At 62.4% G+C, this 14,488-nt stretch carries 16 protein-coding genes; 13 read left to right on the top strand and 3 right to left on the bottom strand.

The features are described from left to right. The first annotated feature begins 16 nt into the window (after positions 1-16). From DJ563_RS11390 to DJ563_RS11365, 6 genes are read left to right on the top strand one after another with little or no spacing between them, the layout of a single operon-like run. Complete coding sequence (locus tag DJ563_RS11390; protein ID WP_274099157.1) at positions 17-1,570, top strand: sugar ABC transporter ATP-binding protein; 1,554 nt, start codon at positions 17-19, stop codon at positions 1,568-1,570. Then, on the top strand, positions 1,567-2,562 hold the full coding sequence (locus DJ563_RS11385; RefSeq protein ID WP_274099158.1) for an ABC transporter permease: 996 nt from the start codon (positions 1,567-1,569) through the stop codon (positions 2,560-2,562). The genes DJ563_RS11390 and DJ563_RS11385 overlap by 4 nt, the downstream gene beginning before the upstream one ends. 4 nt (positions 2,563-2,566) lie before the next feature. Then, on the top strand, positions 2,567-3,589 hold the full coding sequence (locus DJ563_RS11380) for a LacI family DNA-binding transcriptional regulator (protein WP_274099159.1): 1,023 nt from the start codon (positions 2,567-2,569) through the stop codon (positions 3,587-3,589). Between the two features lie 9 nt (positions 3,590-3,598). Beyond that, positions 3,599-4,507: a ribokinase gene (rbsK, locus tag DJ563_RS11375; protein WP_274099160.1), complete on the top strand. Its 909-nt coding sequence runs from the start codon at positions 3,599-3,601 to the stop codon at positions 4,505-4,507. Continuing rightward, the gene (rbsD, locus tag DJ563_RS11370; RefSeq protein WP_434519545.1) at positions 4,504-4,902 is read left to right on the top strand and encodes a D-ribose pyranase; all 399 of its coding nucleotides are present in this window, start codon (positions 4,504-4,506) and stop codon (positions 4,900-4,902) included. Before rbsK ends, rbsD begins: the two co-directional genes overlap by 4 nt. 56 nt (positions 4,903-4,958) lie before the next feature. Next, the gene (locus DJ563_RS11365) at positions 4,959-5,966 is read left to right on the top strand and encodes a nucleoside hydrolase (protein ID WP_274099161.1); all 1,008 of its coding nucleotides are present in this window, start codon (positions 4,959-4,961) and stop codon (positions 5,964-5,966) included. Here DJ563_RS11365 and DJ563_RS11360 read toward each other — a convergent pair. After that, a complete protein-coding gene (locus tag DJ563_RS11360; protein WP_033696941.1) occupies positions 5,938-6,150 on the bottom strand; it encodes a hypothetical protein in 213 nt (70 codons plus the stop codon). The two genes, DJ563_RS11365 and DJ563_RS11360, sit on opposite strands and share 29 nt — an antisense overlap. A gap of 288 nt (positions 6,151-6,438) precedes the next feature. Here DJ563_RS11360 and DJ563_RS11355 point away from each other — a divergent pair, with 288 nt between their 5' ends. Then, complete coding sequence (locus tag DJ563_RS11355) at positions 6,439-6,756, top strand: I78 family peptidase inhibitor (RefSeq protein ID WP_033696942.1); 318 nt, start codon at positions 6,439-6,441, stop codon at positions 6,754-6,756. Between the two features lie 61 nt (positions 6,757-6,817). Here the strand turns inward: DJ563_RS11355 and DJ563_RS11350 are convergent, their stop codons facing one another. Both DJ563_RS11350 and DJ563_RS11345 read right to left on the bottom strand, forming a co-directional pair. After that, on the bottom strand, positions 6,818-7,030 hold the full coding sequence (locus DJ563_RS11350) for a cold-shock protein (RefSeq protein ID WP_003179963.1): 213 nt from the start codon (positions 7,028-7,030) through the stop codon (positions 6,818-6,820). Positions 7,031-7,192: 162 nt separating this feature from the next. Next, on the bottom strand, positions 7,193-7,495 hold the full coding sequence (locus tag DJ563_RS11345; RefSeq protein ID WP_033696944.1) for a hypothetical protein: 303 nt from the start codon (positions 7,493-7,495) through the stop codon (positions 7,193-7,195). Positions 7,496-7,831: 336 nt separating this feature from the next. Between DJ563_RS11345 and thrS the strand changes: the two genes are divergently transcribed. From thrS to pheT, 6 genes are all read left to right on the top strand, one after another. After that, positions 7,832-9,754 (top strand): threonine--tRNA ligase, encoded by a 1,923-nt coding sequence (gene thrS / locus DJ563_RS11340; protein ID WP_033696945.1) that lies wholly within the window; start codon positions 7,832-7,834, stop codon positions 9,752-9,754. Continuing rightward, the gene (infC, locus tag DJ563_RS11335) at positions 9,754-10,305 is read left to right on the top strand and encodes a translation initiation factor IF-3 (protein WP_177326478.1); all 552 of its coding nucleotides are present in this window, start codon (positions 9,754-9,756) and stop codon (positions 10,303-10,305) included. The genes thrS and infC overlap by 1 nt, the downstream gene beginning before the upstream one ends. Positions 10,306-10,365: 60 nt before the next feature. Continuing rightward, positions 10,366-10,560 carry a 50S ribosomal protein L35 gene (gene rpmI / locus DJ563_RS11330; RefSeq protein ID WP_028696462.1) on the top strand — a complete coding sequence of 65 codons (195 nt, stop codon included), beginning with the start codon at positions 10,366-10,368 and terminating at the stop codon, positions 10,558-10,560. Positions 10,561-10,588: 28 nt separating this feature from the next. Continuing rightward, a complete protein-coding gene (rplT, locus tag DJ563_RS11325; protein ID WP_009394046.1) occupies positions 10,589-10,945 on the top strand; it encodes a 50S ribosomal protein L20 in 357 nt (118 codons plus the stop codon). A gap of 109 nt (positions 10,946-11,054) precedes the next feature. Next, the gene (gene pheS / locus DJ563_RS11320; RefSeq protein ID WP_047581971.1) at positions 11,055-12,071 is read left to right on the top strand and encodes a phenylalanine--tRNA ligase subunit alpha; all 1,017 of its coding nucleotides are present in this window, start codon (positions 11,055-11,057) and stop codon (positions 12,069-12,071) included. Positions 12,072-12,104: 33 nt separating this feature from the next. After that, positions 12,105-14,486 (top strand): phenylalanine--tRNA ligase subunit beta, encoded by a 2,382-nt coding sequence (gene pheT / locus DJ563_RS11315; RefSeq protein WP_434519544.1) that lies wholly within the window; start codon positions 12,105-12,107, stop codon positions 14,484-14,486. Positions 14,487-14,488: the final 2 nt, after the last annotated feature.

The raw sequence follows: 14,488 nt of genomic DNA, 5'->3' as shown, positions 1-14,488 counted from the left end.
GCCAGGAGAGAGGGCCATGCCTGCTACGGCAAATCAAGTGGTGCTCGCCGCCAGCGGGCTGGGCAAGACCTACGCCCAGCCCGTGCTTGGTGATGTCTGCCTGAGCCTGCGGGCCGGTGAAGTGCTGGCCCTGACGGGCGAGAACGGCGCCGGCAAGAGCACCTTGTCCAAGCTCATCAGTGGCCTGGAAGTGCCCACCACCGGGCACATGACCTACCGCGGTCAGGCCTACGCACCCGGCAGCCGCAGCGAGGCCGAGCGCCTCGGTGTGCGCATGGTCATGCAGGAGCTCAACCTGCTGGCGACGTTGACCGTGGCCGAAAACCTGTTCCTCGACAACCTACCTAGCCGCTTCGGCTGGATCAGCCACAAGCGCCTGCGCCAACTGGCCACGGCGGCCATGGCCCAGGTCGGCCTGGACGCCATCGACCCGGACACGCCAGTCGGCGAGCTGGGCATCGGCCATCAGCAGATGGTCGAGATTGCCCGCAACCTGATCGGCGATTGCCACGTGCTGATCTTCGACGAACCCACTGCCATGCTAACCGCCCGCGAGGTGGAGCTGTTGTTCACCCAGATCGAGCGCCTGCGCCAGCGCGGCGTGGCCATCGTCTATATCTCCCATCGCCTTGAAGAACTGCAGCGCGTGGCGCAGCGGATTGTGGTGCTGCGCGACGGCAAGCTGGTGTGCGACGAACCGATCCAGCGCTACAGCAGCACCGAGTTGGTCAACCTGATGGTCGGCCGCGAGCTGGGCGAACACATCGATCTGGGCCGCCGCGAGATTGGCGCGCCCTTGCTGCAGGTCGATCGGCTCAGCCGCGGCGACAAGGTGCGCGACGTGTCATTCCAGGTCAGGGCAGGGGAGATCTTCGGTATCTCCGGCCTGATCGGCGCCGGCCGCACCGAGCTGCTGCGCCTGATCTACGGTGCCGACCGCGCCGACAGCGGCAGCATCGCGCTGGGCCAGCCGCCACAGGCCGTGACGATCGACTCACCCAAGGCGGCGGTAAAAGCCGGCATCGCCCTGATTACCGAAGACCGCAAAGGCGAAGGCCTGCTGTTGACCCAGTCGATCAGCGCCAATATCGCCTTGGGCAACCTTGGCGCGGTATCGCGTGCCGGTGTGCTCGACGGCGCGGCAGAAAGGGCCCTGGCCGAGCGCCAGATCCAGGCCATGCGCATCCGCAGCGCCGGCCCGCACCAGGCCGTGGGTGAATTGTCGGGCGGCAACCAGCAGAAGGTGGTGATCGGCCGCTGGCTGGAGCGTGATTGCCAGGTGCTGCTGTTTGACGAGCCGACCCGTGGCATCGACGTCGGCGCCAAATTCGACATCTACGGCCTGCTGGCTGAACTGGCGCGCCAGGGCAAGGCCCTGGTGGTGGTGTCCAGCGACCTGCGCGAGCTGATGCTGATCTGCGACCGCATTGCCGTGCTGTCGGCAGGCCGCCTGATCGACACGTTCGAGCGTGACCACTGGAGCCAGGACCAGCTACTTGCCGCCGCTTTTGCCGGCTATCAGAAACGTGACGCACTGCTGCATGACGCAGCGCCCAGGATGGATGCATGAAAACCACCCCTCTCGACAGCCAAAGCGCCGCCCCCGTGCGCCGCACTGGCACGTATTTCGGCCTGGGCACCTACCTGGGCCTGGCCGGCGCCTTATTGGCGATGATCGTGCTGTTCTCGTTTCTCAGCAGCCACTTCTGGTCGTACGCCACCTTCAGCACCCTGGCCAACCAGATCCCCGACCTGATGGTGCTCGCGGTCGGCATGACCTTCGTGCTGATCATCGGCGGCATCGACCTGTCGGTCGGTTCGGTGCTGGCGCTGGCGGCCTCCACGGTCAGCGTGGCCATTCTCGGCTGGGGCTGGGGCGTGCTGCCCTCGGCGCTGCTCGGCATGGCCGTGGCCGCCCTGGCTGGCAGCATCACCGGTGGTGTCACCGTGGCCTGGCGCATCCCCTCGTTCATTGTCTCGCTCGGCGTACTGGAGATGGCGCGCGGCCTGGCCTATCAGTTCACCGACTCGCGTACCGCCTATATCGGCGACGCCTACGCCTGGTTCTCCGAACCGGTCGCGTTCGGCATCTCGCCGGCCTTTATCATCGCCTTGCTGGTGATCGTGCTGGCGCACCTGGTGCTGACCCGCACAGTGTTCGGCCGCTACCTGATCGGTATCGGCACCAATGAAGAGGCCGTGCGCTTGGCCGGCATCGACCCGCGCCCCTACAAAGTGCTGGTGTTCGCCCTGATGGGCCTGCTCGCCGGCCTGGCAGCGCTGTTCCAGATCTCGCGCCTGGAAGCCGCCGACCCCAACGCCGGGTCGGGCCTGGAGCTGCAGGTGATCGCCGCCGTGGTAATCGGTGGCACCAGCCTGATGGGCGGGCGCGGCTCGGTGATCAGTACCTTCTTTGGCGTGCTGATCATCTCGGTGCTGGCCGCAGGGCTTGCGCAGATCGGCGCATCGGAACCCACCAAACGCATCATCACCGGGGCGGTGATCGTCATCGCCGTGGTGCTCGACACTTACCGTAGCCGGCGTGCAGGCCGGCGGAACTGAAAACATGGCAACCATTAAAGACGTCGCGGCACTGGCGGGTATTTCCTACACCACCGTGTCCCATGTACTGAACAAGACTCGTCCCGTCAGTGAACAGGTGCGCCTGAAGGTCGAGGCCGCCATCGTCGAACTCGACTACGTGCCCAGTGCCGTGGCGCGTTCGCTCAAGGCGCGCAGCACCGCCACCATCGGTTTGCTGGTGCCCAACAGCGTGAACCCGTATTTCGCCGAACTGGCACGAGGCATCGAAGACGCCTGCGAGCGTAACGGCTACTGCGTGATCCTGTGCAACTCCGACGACAACCCGCAAAAGCAGCGCAGCTACCTGCGTGTGCTGCTGGAAAAACGTATCGACGGCCTGGTGGTGGCGTCCGTGGGCGAGGACAGCGATCTGCTGCACAGCCTGGCCTGCGTGCGCACGCCGATGGTCATCGTCGACCGTGAGCTGGATGGCGTCGACGCCGACCTGGTACGCATCGACCACGAGCACGGCGCCTACCTCGCCACCCGCCACCTGCTTGAGCTTGGCCATCGCGACATCGCCTACATCGGCGGCCCGGCCGAAACCGGCGTCAGCCAACTGCGCCTGGCCGGTTTCCGTCGCGCCATGGGCGAGGCGGGCGCAGCGGTGGGGGCGAGCCGCGTGCTGCATTGCGACTTCACCAGCCCGGGCGGCCACGGGGCGGCTGCACAGTTGCTGGATGGCAACCGGCCTACGGCGATTTTTGCCGGCAACGACATGATCGGCTTTGGCGTGCTGCGCGCTGCGGCCGAGCGCAATATCAACGTACCGGGCGAGCTGTCGGTGATCGGCTTCGATGACATCGAGCTTAGCCGCTACGTGTACCCGCCGCTGACTACCGTGGGCCAGTCGATCCGCGAGCTGGGCGAAAACGCTGCTGCGTTGCTGCTTTCACGCATCGCCACGCCTCGGCAAGGCTCGGCGGAGCAGCGCATCGTCGCCCCGCGCATCGTGCAGCGCGAGTCCACCGGGCCACGCCCGGACCTGTTCAATGATTACCGCTAAGGAATTCCCATGCATGCCAAGGTAGTGGTGGTCGGTAGCCTCAACATGGACCTGGTGGCCCGCGCCCAGCGCCTGCCACGGGCCGGTGAGACCCTGCCCGGCGAGGCCTTTTTCACCGTGCCCGGCGGCAAGGGTGCCAACCAGGCGGTGGCGGTGGCGCGGCTGGGCGGCAGCGTGGCGATGATCGGCAACGTGGGCGACGACGCCTACGGCCAGCAACTGCGCAAGGCGCTGGAAGTAGAAGGTATCGACTGCCAGGCAGTGAGCGTGTGCGAAGGGGTTTCCAGTGGTGTGGCGCTGATCACCGTCGATGCCGCCAGCCAGAATTGCATTGTCATCATCCCTGGCGGCAATGGTTTGCTGACACCGCAGGCGGTGCAGCGCTTCGACGCGCTGCTGCAAGCGGCCGAGGTTATCATCTGCCAGCTGGAGGTGCCCTACGACACCGTAGCCTGGACGTTGGCGAGGGGGCGTGAGCTGGGTAAGCAGGTCATTCTTAACCCGGCACCCGCCACCGGGCCGTTGCCACCGGCATGGTTCGCTCATATCGATTACCTGGCGCCCAACGAAAGCGAGGCCGAAGCCCTGACCGGGATCGCCGTCAGCGACCAGGCCAGTGCCCGGCGCGCCGGCGAACGGCTGCTGCAACTGGGGGCTGGCAAAGTGATCATCACCCTCGGCGCCCAAGGCGCCTTGCTGGTGACCGAACAGGGCCATCGGCACTTTCCCGCGCCCACCGTGCAACCGCTGGACACCACGGCGGCAGGCGACACCTTCATCGGTGGCTTTGCTGCCGCCCTGGTGTGCGGGCTGGAGGAGGGCGAGGCAATCGCGCTCGGCCAGCGCGCCGCGGCCTTGTCGGTCACTCGCGCCGGGGCGCAGCCGTCGATCCCTTACCTTGCGCAGCTGCAGCCATGAAGAAGACCGCGCTGCTGAATGTCGCCCTGTCACGGGTCATTGCGGGGTTGGGGCATGGCGACATTCTGGTGATCGGCGATGCCGGGTTGCCGGTGCCGCCGGGCGTTGAGCTGATCGACCTGGCGTTGACCCCGGGCATACCGGATTTCGCCAGTGTCTTGCGCGTGGTGCTGAGCGAGTTGCAGGTGGAGCGGCATGTGCTGGCCGAGGAAATGCAGAAAGTGGTGCCGCCCGGGCTGGTGGAAATCGAGCGCTTGCGCGCCAAGTTGGGCAAACGGGAATGGATGCCCCATGAAGATTTCAAAGTGCTCTCACGCAGCGCGCGGGCCGTGGTGCGCACGGGGGAGTGCCAGCCGTACAGCAACATTGCTTTGATCTCAGGCGTTACGTTCTGAGCGCATCGCCGCGCCTACAAAACCCGGTAAATACCCCAAGGCAACAGGAGTGCCTCATGCTCAAACCCCTGCTACAAGGACTCACTTTCATGGCTGTAGCTGCCACCACCACCCTCCAGGCCGCACCACGCGACCTGATCATCGACACCGACCCCGGCGCTGACGACGTGGTCGCGCTGTTCCTGGCCATGGCCTCGCCCGATGAGCTGAACATCCGCGCCATTACCACGGTGGCCGGCAACGTGCGCCTCGACAAAACCTCACGCAACGCCCGCCTGGCCCGCGAATGGGCTGGCCGCGAAGACATCCCCGTCTACGCCGGGGCAGGGCGCCCGCTGGTGCGCGCCCCCATTTACGCCGCCGAGGTCCATGGCGAAGAAGGCCTGACCGGCGTTCCGGTGCATGAGCCGAAAAAGCCCCTGGCCCAGGGCAATGCCGTGCAGTACCTGGTCGACACCCTCGGCGCCGCCAAGCCCAACAGCATTACCATCGCCATGCTCGGCCCGCAGACCAACCTGGCCCTGGCACTCATCCAGCGCCCGGAAATCGCCAAAGGCATCAAAGAGGTGGTGGTCATGGGCGGCGCCCACTTCAATGGCGGCAATATCACCCCCGCCGCAGAATTCAACCTCTACGCCGACCCGCATGCCGCCGAGGTGGTGCTGGCCAGTGGCGTGCCGCTGACCTACCTGCCGCTGGACGTCACCCACAAACTGCTCACCAGCGAGGCACGCCTCAAACAGCTTGCAGCGGTGAACAACCGGGCCAGCCAGCGTGTGGTGGACATTCTCAACGCCTACATTACCCATGACATGGACCTGTACGGCATGCCCGGCGGGCCGGTGCACGACGCCAGCGTCATTGCCTACCTGCTGAAGCCCGAACTGTTCAGTGGCCGGCGCATTCACCTGGCCATCGACAGCCGCGAAGGCCCGACCTTCGGGCAGACCATCGCCGACTGGTATGGCGTGCTCAAACAGCCCGCCAACGTGATGTGGGTGGAGGAGGGTGACGCCCAGGGCGTGTTCGACCTGCTCAGCGTGCGCCTGGCTCGATTGCAATAGCCGGATGCGGTGCGAAGCGTTCGAGCACCTGGTCGATGAAGCTGCGCGCCGCTTCACTGCCGCGATCGCGTACCAGCAGGTCGATGGCAATCAGTAGCAACTCTTCCGGTGTGCTGGGGCTGTAGGCGCTCTGGCCCTCGGCCCATTTGACCTTTATATCGGCGTCGATGCTGTGGCTGCTCATGAAAGGCTCTCACTGGGGGCCTGGGACGGAAGGGCGAACACCGGACCCTGGTGTTCGGCGGAGGCACGGTGCGCTCCACTTTTTGCAGTAAATCATGCCGTTGCGTCAATGACTCTGCGACTTAAGAATAAAAAGCTTTGCGCAGCAAACCAAGCCCATTGTGCAAAATCCGGTCACGATTGCATTTCGCCTCCTTGGGCGTGTTCAGGCAGACTTGTGCGGTTCTGCAACAAACTATGCGTGCAGCTGTCGGATCAGACAGTGCCCAGATCGATTTTAGGAGGATTCATGTTCCGTACCCGTGCTTACCTGGCAACCCTGGCGGTGGCTGCTGTCCTGGCTGGTTGCAGTACAGGTGGCAACTCTGGTGGTGGCGCCCCTGCCGCGCCAGCAGGCAACGACGGCCGTTGTGAGGCCAGCGGCGCCGATTTCGCCATCGGCAAGCCGGGCAGTGCAGAGCTTCTGGAGCAGGCGCGCAAGGCCAGTGGCTCGCAGATGGCACGTATCCTCAAGCCGCATGACGTGGTGACGCTGGAGTACCGCTCCGAACGCCTGAACCTGAATGTGGACGAGCAAGGTGTGGTCACGCGCGTCAACTGTGGTTGAGCCTTTGCAAACCCCATAAAAAAACCCGCCACCAGGGCGGGTTTTTTTACAGCTACCCGAATTACTCCGGACGAACCTGTGCAGCCTGCATGCCCTTCTGGCCTTTTTCGGCTACGAAGGAAACAGTCTGGCCTTCTTTCAGGCTCTTGAAGCCGTCAGATTCGATGGCCTTGAAGTGTACGAACAGGTCGTCGCCGCCGCCTTGTGGGGTGATGAAGCCGAAGCCTTTCTCATCATTGAACCATTTAACGGTGCCGGTTTGGCGATTGGACATGGGGTGAATCTCCAGATTTGATATTTTTCAGTAGTGCGATGTTGCCGAGGCTTCGATGCACCGGACACATCATAGTCTAATTCTGCGCATCTAGCGCCTTTTACCTTCGCCAAATGTTGATCCAGCGCAAACGCTGGGTGGCGAACCCCCGGCTTTATGGTTTCAGCCCTTCATGCACGCTTGCTGTACGACCTTCTGTGCCTTCTGCATCAGTGCAGCGTCAACGCCATCCTTGCTGTCCAGGTCCTTGATTTCCTCAGTGCTGAAATTCTTTTCGATAGCGGTTGCGCCGCAGGTGCAGTGCTGCTGCGCCGATTTGGCGTCCAGGCCCTGGCCGGTGGCGGCCTCGGTGCACTGGGTCATGTAGTTTTGCTTCGCGCCAGCCGGGAATTCACCCGCATTGGCGGCCACAGGTAGTAGCAGGGCGCCAGCAACGCTCAGGGCCAGAAGAGACGGAAATCTCATAACCAGACACTCCTTGGTTTAGGTCTCATCAAGAGTAGGATGCTTCCCAAAGTCTGATAGGGAATTTTCCGCGGAAGTTCACCTCCGCGGTGTAATTTCCAAATATTTCTGCATAGCGCCCAACCCCGCGTGCTAGCATGCTCGGCTTGCAGTCCCGCAGCCGCGGCCTGCAGCTATTTCTTACTTTCCAGTCACTCTGGTTCGCCCCTGGTAAGCCGAAAGGCTTCTGCCACTGTGAGGCAGGCTTTCTCTTGAGAAAGACAGCGCGGATCTTGTACTGGCTCATCCCAACCCACGTGACCTTTGGTAGGGGTCACCACTAGGAGAGGAGGCGCCATGCCCACTATTACTCTTCCCGATGGCAGTCAACGCTCGTTTGATCACGCCGTATCCGTAGCCGAAGTCGCAGCCTCCATTGGTGCAGGCCTGGCCAAGGCCACCCTGGCCGGCAAGGTTGACGGCAAGCTGGTCGACGCTAGCGACCTGATCACTCACGACGCCACCCTGCAGATCATCACCCCTAAAGATGAAGAGGGACTGGAGATCATCCGTCACTCGTGCGCCCACCTGATCGGCCACGCAGTGAAGCAGCTGTACCCGACCGCCAAGATGGTGATCGGCCCGGTAATCGACGAAGGCTTCTATTACGACATCGCCTATGAGCGCCCCTTCACCCCAGAAGACATGGCCGCCATCGAAAAGCGCATGCTGCAGCTGATCGAGAAGGACTACGACGTCGTCAAGAAGATGACCCCGCGCGCCGAAGTCATCGACGTGTTCAAGGCCCGTGGCGAAGACTACAAGCTGCGCCTGGTCGAAGACATGCCGGACGAACAGGCCATGGGCCTGTACTACCACGAAGAATACGTCGACATGTGCCGCGGCCCGCACGTGCCGAATACGCGCTTCCTCAAGGCATTCAAGCTGACCAAGCTGTCCGGCGCCTACTGGCGCGGCGATGCCAAGAACGAGCAGCTGCAACGCGTCTACGGCACCGCCTGGGCTGACAAGAAGCAGCTGGCTGCTTACATCCAGCGCATCGAAGAAGCCGAAAAACGCGACCACCGCAAGATCGGCAAGCAGCTCGACCTCTTCCACCTGCAGGAAGAAGCCCCGGGCATGGTGTTCTGGCACCCGGACGGCTGGACCGTCTATCAGGTGCTCGAGCAGTACATGCGCAAGGTCCAGCGCGACAACAACTACCTCGAGATCAAGACCCCGCAGGTCGTTGACCGTATTCTCTGGGAGCGTTCCGGCCACTGGTCCAACTACGCCGAGAACATGTTCACCACTTCGTCGGAAAACCGCGACTACGCGGTCAAGCCGATGAACTGCCCGTGCCACGTGCAGGTGTTCAACCAGGGCCTGAAGTCGTACCGCGACCTGCCGATGCGCCTGGCCGAGTTCGGTGCCTGCCACCGTAACGAGCCGTCCGGCGCCCTGCACGGCATCATGCGTGTGCGTGGCTTTACCCAGGACGACGCGCACATCTTCTGCACCGAAGACCAGGTGAAGAAAGAAGCCGCCGACTTCATCAAGCTGACCCTGGACGTCTACAAAGACTTCGGTTTCAGCGACATCGCCATGAAGCTGTCGACCCGCCCAGCCAAGCGTGTGGGCTCTGAAGAGCTGTGGGACCGTGCCGAAGGTGCACTGGCCGATGCCTTGAATGAATCGGGCCTGGAGTGGGAATATCAACCGGGCGAGGGCGCCTTCTACGGCCCGAAAATCGAATTTACCCTGCGCGACTGCCTCGGCCGTAACTGGCAGTGTGGTACCCTGCAGTACGATCCGAACCTCCCAGAGCGTCTGGATGCCAGCTACATCGCCGAAGATAACAGCCGTAAGCGCCCGGTCATGCTGCACCGCGCCATTCTCGGCTCGTTCGAACGCTTCATCGGCATGCTCATCGAGCACTATGCTGGCGTGTTCCCGGCTTGGCTGGCGCCGACCCAGGCGGTGATCATGAACATCACCGACAAACAGGCCGATTTCGCCCTTCAGGTAGAGAAATCTCTGAACGGTAGCGGTTTCCGTGCCAAGTCGGACTTGAGAAATGAGAAGATCGGCTTTAAAATCCGCGAGCATACTTTGCTCAAGGTCCCGTACCTTTTGGTTATAGGGGATCGCGAAGTCGAAACGCAAACCGTCGCTGTGCGTACTCGCGAAGGCGCAGACCTGGGCTCCATGCCCGTCGCGCAATTTGCTGAGCTGCTGACACAAGCGGTTTCCCGGCGTGGTCGCCAAGAATCGGAGTAATGACTATTAAGCGTGAAATGAGAAACGATAAACGTGCTGCACCGAAGGCCCCGATCAACGAGAATATCTCGGCTCAAGAGGTTCGCTTAATCGGTGCTGACGGTGAGCAGCTGGGCATCGTCTCGATCCACGAAGCGCTTCGTATCGCTGAAGAAGCGAAGCTGGATCTGGTAGAAATTTCTGCCGACGCCGTACCTCCTGTCTGCAAGGTCCTCGACTACGGCAAAAGCCTCTTCGAGAAGAAAAAGCAGCAGGCTGCGGCGAAGAAGAACCAGAAGATCATCCAGATCAAAGAAATCAAGTTTCGTCCAGGGACGGAGGATGGGGATTACCAGGTAAAACTACGCAACCTGGTACGTTTCCTTACCGATGGGGACAAGGCCAAAATCTCTCTGAGATTCCGTGGTCGTGAGATGGCCCACCAGGAGCTGGGCATGGAGCTGTTGAAGCGGGTCGAAGCTGACCTCGCCGAATACGGCACCGTTGAGCAGCATCCTAAGATGGAAGGACGCCAGCTTATGATGGTCATCGCCCCCAAGAAAAAGAAGTAATCTCCCGGGCACGGCAGGCCTGATGATTATGTGTAATTTTATCGAATGCGGAGTTCCAACATGCCAAAAATGAAAACCAAAAGCGGTGCTGCGAAGCGTTTCCTGAAAACGGCTACCGGCTTCAAGCACAAGCACGCTTTCAAGAGCCACATCCTGACCAAAATGTCGACCAAGCGTAAGCGTCAACTGCGTGGTAGCAGCATGCTGCACCCGTCTGACGTCGCGAAAGTCGCGCGCATGCTGCGCGTTCGTTAATTCTGGTCAAAGATAGAGGAAGTTACTCATGGCTCGTGTAAAGCGCGGCGTTATCGCTCGTAAGCGTCACAAAAAAATTCTGAAACTGGCTAAAGGTTACTACGGTGCACGTTCGCGCGTATTCCGTGTTGCCAAGCAGGCTGTCATCAAGGCCGGTCAATACGCCTACCGTGACCGTCGCCAGAAGAAGCGTCAGTTCCGCGCACTGTGGATCGCTCGTATCAACGCTGGTGCACGCAACAACGGTCTGTCTTACAGCCGTCTGATTGCTGGCCTGAAAAAAGCGTCGATCGAAATCGACCGTAAGGTTCTGGCCGATCTGGCAGTGAACGAAAAAGCGGCGTTTGCTGCGATTGTCGAGAAAGCTAAAGCCGTTCTGGCTTAAGTACCCGCGACAATCACCCGGCGGCGCTTGCGCCGTCGGGCATTGAACGTCATCGATAGGGGAAGAGCCTTCAAAGCTCTTCCCCTATTTTCGTATCTGGAGTCTGTACATGGAAAACCTGGATGCGCTGGTCTCCCAAGCCCTTGAGGCCGTAGAGCGCGCTGAAGACATCAATGCCCTGGAACAGATCCGGGTTCAATATCTCGGCAAGAAAGGCGAGCTGACCCAGGTGATGAAGACCCTGGGCAACCTGCCAGCCGAAGAGCGGCCGAAAGTCGGCGCGCTGATCAACGACGCCAAGGAACGCGTCACCGTGGTGCTCAACGCACGCAAGGCCGCCTTTGAAGAAGCCGAGCTCAGCGCTCGCCTGGCTGCCGAATGCATTGACGTCACCCTGCCAGGCCGTGGCCAGACCACCGGTGGCCTGCACCCGATTACCCGTACACTCGAGCGCATCGAGCAGTTCTTCACCCACATCGGCTACGGCATCGCCGAAGGCCCAGAGGTCGAAGACGACTACCACAACTTCGAGGCGCTCAATATCCCCGGCCACCACCCGGCCCGGGCGATGCACGACACCTTCTATTTCAATGCCAACATGCTGCTGCGCACCCACACCTCGCCGGTGCAGGTGCGGACCATGGAGTCCACCCAGCCGCCCATCCGCATTGTCTGCCCTGGCCGCGTCTACCGCTGCGACTCGGATATCACCCACTCGCCGATGTTCCACCAGGTCGAAGGCCTGCTGATCGATCGCGATATCAACTTTGCCGACCTCAAGGGCACCATCGAAGAATTCCTGCGCGTGTTCTTCGAAAAAGAACTGGCCGTGCGCTTCCGCCCGTCGTTCTTCCCCTTCACCGAGCCGTCCGCCGAAGTCGATATCCAGTGCGTGATGTGTTCCGGCAACGGCTGCCGCGTGTGCAAGCAGACCGGCTGGCTCGAAGTCATGGGCTGCGGCATGGTCCACCCGAACGTGCTGCGCATGTCCGGCATCGACCCTGAAGAGTTCCAGGGCTTCGCCTTCGGCATGGGCGCCGAGCGCCTGGCCATGCTGCGCTATGGCGTCAACGATTTGCGTCTGTTCTTCGACAACGACCTGCGCTTCCTCGCGCAATTCCGCTAGGTCAATGCCCGACGCAACTTTCAGGAGAACAGCATGAAATTCAGTGAACAGTGGCTGCGCGGTTGGGTAAACCCGCAAGTCTCCCGTGACGAACTGGTCGCCCGCCTGTCCATGGCCGGCCTTGAAGTCGACAGCGTGACCCCCGCTGCCGGCCAGTTCAGCGGCATCGTCGTGGGCGAAATCCTCGCCACCGAACAACACCCGGACGCCGACAAGCTGCGCGTCTGCCAGGTCAGCAACGGCCAGGAAACCTTCCAGGTGGTGTGCGGCGCCCCCAATGCGCGCCCGGGCATCAAGATCCCGTTCGCCATGATCGGCGCCGAACTGCCAGGCGACTTCAAGATCAAGAAGGCCAAGCTGCGCGGCGTCGAGTCGTTCGGCATGCTGTGCTCGGCGGCTGAGCTGCAGATCAGCGAAGAAAACGACGGCCTGCTCGAACTGGCTGCCGATGCCCCGGTTGGCCAGGACATTCGCCAGTACCTGAGCCTGGACGATGCCAGCATCGAAATCGGCCTGACCCCGAACCGCGGTGACTGCCTGTCCCTGGCCGGCCTGGCCCGCGACGTCAGCGCGCTGTACAACGTCCCGGTCACCCGCCCGGTAGTGCCAGCCGTGCCGGCTGCCCACGACGAAGTGCGCCCGGTCGAAGTGTCCGCCCCGGCTGCCTGCCCACGCTACCTGGGCCGCGTCATCCGCAACGTCGACCTGTCCAGGCCGACCCCACTGTGGATGGTCGAACGCCTGCGCCGCAGTGACGTGCGCAGCATCGATGCCGCCGTCGACATCACCAACTACGTGATGCTCGAGCTCGGTCAGCCGATGCACGCCTTCGACCTTGCCGAAATCAACGGCGGCATCCGCGTGCGCATGGCCGAAGAGGGCGAGAAGCTCGTCCTGCTCGACGGCCAGGAAGTTGCCCTGCGCGCCGACACCCTGGTTATCGCCGATCACACCCGCGCTTTGGCCATTGCCGGCGTCATGGGTGGCGAGCACAGCGGCGTCAATACCGAGAAAACCCGCGACCTGTTCCTCGAAAGCGCCTTCTTCGAGCCGATCTCCGTTGCCGGCAAGGCCCGTTCCTACGGCCTGCACACCGACGCCTCGCACCGCTACGAGCGCGGCGTCGACTCGCAGCTGGCCCGCGAAGCCATGGAGCGCGCCACCGCGCTGATCCTGGAAACCGTCGGCGGCGAAGCCGGCCCGATCGTCGAGGCCGTCAGCGAACAGCACCTGCCGCAGGTCGCCCCGGTGACCCTGCGCGCCGAACGCATCACCCAGATGCTCGGCATGCAGATGGACCCAGCCCAGGTCGAGCAACTGCTCAACGCCTTGGAGCTGACCACCACGGCCAATGGGGCAGGGCAGTGGACCGTCAACGTCCCAAGCCACCGCTTTGACATCAGCCTGGAAGTCGACCTGATCGAAGAGCTGGCCCGCCTGTACGGCTACAACAACCTGCCGGTCCGCTACCCACAAGCGCGCCTCGCGCCCCAGGGCAAGCCGGAAACCCGCGGTGACCTGCCGAACCTGCGCCGCCTGCTGGTTGCCCGTGGCTACCAGGAAGCCATCACCTACAGCTTCATCGACCCGAAACTGTTCGAGCTGTTCAGCCCTGGCGTCGAGCCACTGCTGCTGGCCAACCCGATCTCCAGCGACATGGCCGCCATGCGCGCGTCCCTGTGGCCGGGCCTGGTCAAGGCGCTGCAGCACAACCTCAATCGCCAGCAAGACCGCGTCCGCCTGTTCGAAAGCGGCCTGCGCTTCGTCGGCCAGCTCGGTAACCTCGAGCAGCAGCCGATGATCGCCGGCGTCGTCACCGGCAGCCGCCTGCCAGAAGGCTGGGCGAACGGCCGCGACGGCATCGACTTCTTCGACGTCAAAGCCGACGTCGAAGCCCTGCTGGGCTATTCCGGCGCCCTGAGCGACTTCACCTTCAGCGCCGGCAAACACCCCGCCCTGCACCCAGGCCAGACCGCCCTCATCGAGCGCGACGGCAAGCCAGTCGGCTACCTCGGCGCCATCCACCCGGAGCTTGCCAAAGCCCTGGACCTGGACCGCCCAGTGTTCCTGTTCGAGCTGGTGTTGGGCGACGTGGTCGAAGGCCGCCTGCCAAAGTTCAGCGAACTGTCCAAGTTCCCAGAAACCCGTCGTGACCTGGCCTTGATCGCAGGACGTGATGTAGCTTCTAGCGCGGTGCTTGAATTAATTCGTGACAATGCAGGCGAATGGCTCACAGACCTCAGGCTGTTTGATGTCTACCAAGGTAAAGGCATTGATCCTGATAGAAAAAGCCTGGCCGTCGGCTTGACCTGGCAGCATCCATCGCGCACTCTTAACGACGATGAGGTGAACACTACCCTGCAAAACATCCTCACCTCGCTTGAACAAAGGTTGAACACCACGTTAAGGAAATAACG

Origin of the sequence: Pseudomonas sp. NFX1 (assembly GCF_051123555.1) — a bacterium.
GTDB lineage: Bacteria > Pseudomonadota > Gammaproteobacteria > Pseudomonadales > Pseudomonadaceae > Aquipseudomonas > Aquipseudomonas capeferrum.
Note: the sequence above shows the minus strand (reverse complement) of the source record. Positions and strands in the feature narration are given on the sequence as shown.

Excerpts from the sequence above, each read along its gene's own strand:
- DJ563_RS11390 (WP_274099157.1), top strand. The coding sequence starts at position 17 with ATGCCTGCTACGGCAAATCAAGTGGTGCTCGCCGCCAGCGGGCTGGGC.
- DJ563_RS11385 (WP_274099158.1), top strand. The coding sequence starts at position 1,567 with ATGAAAACCACCCCTCTCGACAGCCAAAGCGCCGCCCCCGTGCGCCGC.
- DJ563_RS11380 (WP_274099159.1), top strand. The coding sequence starts at position 2,567 with ATGGCAACCATTAAAGACGTCGCGGCACTGGCGGGTATTTCCTACACC.
- rbsK (WP_274099160.1), top strand. The coding sequence starts at position 3,599 with ATGCATGCCAAGGTAGTGGTGGTCGGTAGCCTCAACATGGACCTGGTG.
- rbsD (WP_434519545.1), top strand. The coding sequence starts at position 4,504 with ATGAAGAAGACCGCGCTGCTGAATGTCGCCCTGTCACGGGTCATTGCG.
- DJ563_RS11365 (WP_274099161.1), top strand. The coding sequence starts at position 4,959 with ATGCTCAAACCCCTGCTACAAGGACTCACTTTCATGGCTGTAGCTGCC.
- DJ563_RS11360 (WP_033696941.1), bottom strand. The coding sequence starts at position 6,150 with ATGAGCAGCCACAGCATCGACGCCGATATAAAGGTCAAATGGGCCGAG.
- DJ563_RS11355 (WP_033696942.1), top strand. The coding sequence starts at position 6,439 with ATGTTCCGTACCCGTGCTTACCTGGCAACCCTGGCGGTGGCTGCTGTC.
- DJ563_RS11350 (WP_003179963.1), bottom strand. The coding sequence starts at position 7,030 with ATGTCCAATCGCCAAACCGGCACCGTTAAATGGTTCAATGATGAGAAA.
- DJ563_RS11345 (WP_033696944.1), bottom strand. The coding sequence starts at position 7,495 with ATGAGATTTCCGTCTCTTCTGGCCCTGAGCGTTGCTGGCGCCCTGCTA.
- thrS (WP_033696945.1), top strand. The coding sequence starts at position 7,832 with ATGCCCACTATTACTCTTCCCGATGGCAGTCAACGCTCGTTTGATCAC.
- infC (WP_177326478.1), top strand. The coding sequence starts at position 9,754 with ATGACTATTAAGCGTGAAATGAGAAACGATAAACGTGCTGCACCGAAG.
- rpmI (WP_028696462.1), top strand. The coding sequence starts at position 10,366 with ATGCCAAAAATGAAAACCAAAAGCGGTGCTGCGAAGCGTTTCCTGAAA.
- rplT (WP_009394046.1), top strand. The coding sequence starts at position 10,589 with ATGGCTCGTGTAAAGCGCGGCGTTATCGCTCGTAAGCGTCACAAAAAA.
- pheS (WP_047581971.1), top strand. The coding sequence starts at position 11,055 with ATGGAAAACCTGGATGCGCTGGTCTCCCAAGCCCTTGAGGCCGTAGAG.
- pheT (WP_434519544.1), top strand. The coding sequence starts at position 12,105 with ATGAAATTCAGTGAACAGTGGCTGCGCGGTTGGGTAAACCCGCAAGTC.